We start from the raw sequence: 2,870 nt of genomic DNA, 5'->3' as shown, positions 1-2,870 counted from the left end.
GAACGCGCGGACCCGCTCGAGCTCGCGAGCCGCCGCCACCGAGTCGGCGGCCATCGCTCGGCGGGTGGCGGCCGCGAGGGTCGCATCGAGCAGGCCCTCACGGGTGGCCCAGACGCACAGGCTCTCGAAGTCCGCGAGGTAGTCGAAAGCGGCCTGGGGCTCGCTGCAGTTGGCCAGCGTGTTGCACAGTTCCAGGGCGGGGTGCCCGGCGAGCCGCCGGGGCAGGCGGACACCGTCGACCACCTCGACCCACACGGGTTCGCTCGCGCGGGGCTTCCCCGCTCCGATGGTCCTGCTCATGCCCGGATCGTAACCATCGGCTGGCGGTTCCGTCGAAGGTTTAACTAACCGGTAAAAAAGATTGACAGGTTATTTACCAAGTCTTTACGGTCCACTATCGGCGAAAACCTACGTGCGTGACCCCGGAGGAGAACATGTTGACCGCCCCGCGAACCGCCCTTCTTCTCGCGTCCCTGTCGACTGCCCTGGTCGTCGCGGCCTGCTCGGGAGGGGGTGGGACCGACACGGGCGGTGGGGGAGACGCGTTGGGCGGCGCCGGAAGCCAGGGTCCGACGAGCTCGGAGAAGGGCGGCACGCTCTACTACCTGACCCAGCGCAACGCGGAGCACCTGGACCCGCAGCGCACCTACATCGGCCGCGACATCTCCAACGAGGCGCGGATGGTCTACCGGACGCTCACCACCTTCCCGGCGGTGTCCGGTAAGGCATCGACCAAGCTCGTGCCGGACCTGGCGACCGACACCGGCACGTCGAGCAACGGCGCCAAGACGTGGAAGTTCACGATCAAGGACGGCGTGAAGTGGCAGGACGGCTCGCCGATCACCTGCAAGGACTTCCAGTACGGCATCTCCCGCACCTTCGCGACCGATGTCATCACCGGTGGGCCCAACTACGCGATCCAGTTCCTGGACATCCCGACCGCGAAGGACGGCTCGTCGGTCTACAAGGGCCCCTACAAGAGGGACACCAAGGGTCAGGCGCTGTTCGACAAGGCCGTGCAGTGCACCGGCAACACGATCACCTTCCACCTGAAGAAGGCCGTGGCCGACTTCAACAGCGCGCTCTACCTGCCGGCGTTCGCGCCCTACAAGAAGAGCCAGGACCAGGGCGACAAGTCGAACTTCGAGATCTTCTCCGACGGTCCGTACAAGCTGCAGGGCAAGTGGAACTCCGGTGGCACGAGCACCTTCGTGCGCAACCCGAACTGGGACCCCAAGACGGACAAGGTGCGGCACGCGCTGCCGGACAAGATCGTCTTCACCGAGGGCCTGACCAACGAGATCATCGCCCAGCGGCTGATCGCCGACAACGGCAATGACAAGTACGCCGTGTCCGACCGGTCCGTGCCGCCATCCCTGCAACCGCAGGTGATCGGCAACCCCAAGGCCAAGGAGCGGGCCACCAACCCCGTGTCTCCCTACGTCTACTACCTGGTGCCGAACTTCGCCAGCAAGACGATGCAGAACCCGAAGGTCCGCGAGGCACTGGCGCTGTCCACCGACAAGAGCGCCTACATCACCGCGAACGGCGGACCGACCTTCGGCACACCTGCCACGGGGATCATCAATCCCAACACCCCCGGCTACAAGAAGTTCGACGTCTTCGACGCACCGCCGCAGGGCGACCCGGCCAAGGCCAAGCAGCTGTTGAAGGAGGCAGGCGTCTCGACGCCGGTCAAGATCAACTACATCTACAGCGGTGGCACCCCGACCTCCGACAAGGCGGCCGCGGCGCTGAAGGAGGGCTGGGAGAAGGCGGGCTTCAAGGTGAGCCTGCAGCCGGAGACCCAGAACTTCTACACGATCGTGCAGAACCCGGCGAAGCAGTCCACCTGGGACGTGGCGTGGGGAGCGTGGGGTGCCGACTGGCCAGGGGCCTCGACGGTGATCGCGCCGCTGTGGGACTCACGCGTCAACCTCGCCAAGGGCACCAACGGCCAGGACTACGGCCGTTACCGGAGCGACAAGGTCAACAAGGCGATCGATGCGGCCTACCAGCTCACCGACCCGGACAAGCAGAACGCCGCCTGGGGCGACATCGACGAGATGCTGGCCAAGGACGGCGCCTACGTCCCGCTCACGGCCACCAAGTTCTTCCTGATCCGCGGGTCGGGCGTGACCAACTGGATCGACAACCCCGCCATGGCGGACGCGCCCGACCTGGGCTCGCTCGGCACGACCGCCAGCCGGTGAGACCGCCGCTCGGGGGAGGTGTCACCTGTGGGACCCACCAGGTCTGATCGACGACTCGAGCGGGTGTCGGCATCGGGAGCCGAGATCCCTTGCCGACAGGAGGATCCCGAGCTGTGGTTTGCCGAGCACCCGCGTCACATCGAGCGGGCGAAGGCGTTGTGCCGCTCGTGTCCCGTCAGGGCGGAGTGCCTGGGCGCAGCCATGGAACGAGGTGAACCCTGGGGCGTCTGGGGAGGCGAGCTCTTGGTCCGGGGCAGGATCCTCGCGCACAAGCGGGCCCGTGGCCGGCCGCGCAAGGTGCCTGCTCCGGGTGTGGCGTAGCCAGCCAGAACAGGCCGAGTCGCGACCCTCACGGTATGCCGTCCGCCCCCCGATTCACGACCACCCACCAGAATCCGCCCAGCCCCTCGGGGGCCAGCAGCGCCGTGGCAGCGCTCGAGCGGGTGAGGGCGGCCAGGTAGGCGGCGGGGTCCTTGGCGGCGAGCTCGCGGTCAGGGAGCGAGCCAGCGATTCCCAAGCGCCGCAACGCCTCCCGCTGGGTCACCAGCTCGGTGTGCGCCAGCGAGTCGACGGCGACGTGCGCCGTCAGGTCGCAGCTGCCGTCGGCGATCGGCGCGCAACTGCTCCCGCGCCGGAAGCCGGTGAGCGACCCGCCGG

The 2,870-nt window shown here is 67.7% G+C and carries 3 protein-coding genes and 1 pseudogene; 2 read left to right on the top strand and 2 right to left on the bottom strand.

Annotated features, from left to right (window positions below; genetic code table 11):
- On the bottom strand, nucleotides 1–300 hold a 300-nt coding region (locus tag FRW57_RS19905; protein WP_203230441.1), incomplete at its 3' end, for an ABATE domain-containing protein.
- Nucleotides 301–416: 116 nt separating this feature from the next.
- Here FRW57_RS19905 and FRW57_RS19900 point away from each other — a divergent pair.
- Nucleotides 417–2,213, top strand: a complete 1,797-nt coding sequence (locus FRW57_RS19900) for an ABC transporter substrate-binding protein (RefSeq protein ID WP_238999501.1) — start codon at nucleotides 417–419, stop codon at nucleotides 2,211–2,213.
- An 18-nt stretch (nucleotides 2,214–2,231) separates the two neighbouring features.
- Complete coding sequence (locus tag FRW57_RS19895; protein ID WP_137121353.1) at nucleotides 2,232–2,534, top strand: WhiB family transcriptional regulator; 303 nt, start codon at nucleotides 2,232–2,234, stop codon at nucleotides 2,532–2,534.
- A 28-nt stretch (nucleotides 2,535–2,562) separates the two neighbouring features.
- Here FRW57_RS19895 and FRW57_RS23570 read toward each other — a convergent pair.
- Nucleotides 2,563–2,870 (bottom strand): annotated as a pseudogene (locus FRW57_RS23570) (SAM-dependent methyltransferase); the annotation flags it as partial.

Source organism: Segeticoccus rhizosphaerae, from assembly GCF_009192725.1.
GTDB lineage: Bacteria > Actinomycetota > Actinomycetes > Actinomycetales > Dermatophilaceae > Segeticoccus > Segeticoccus rhizosphaerae.
This window is presented reverse-complemented; position numbering and strand designations above follow the sequence as displayed.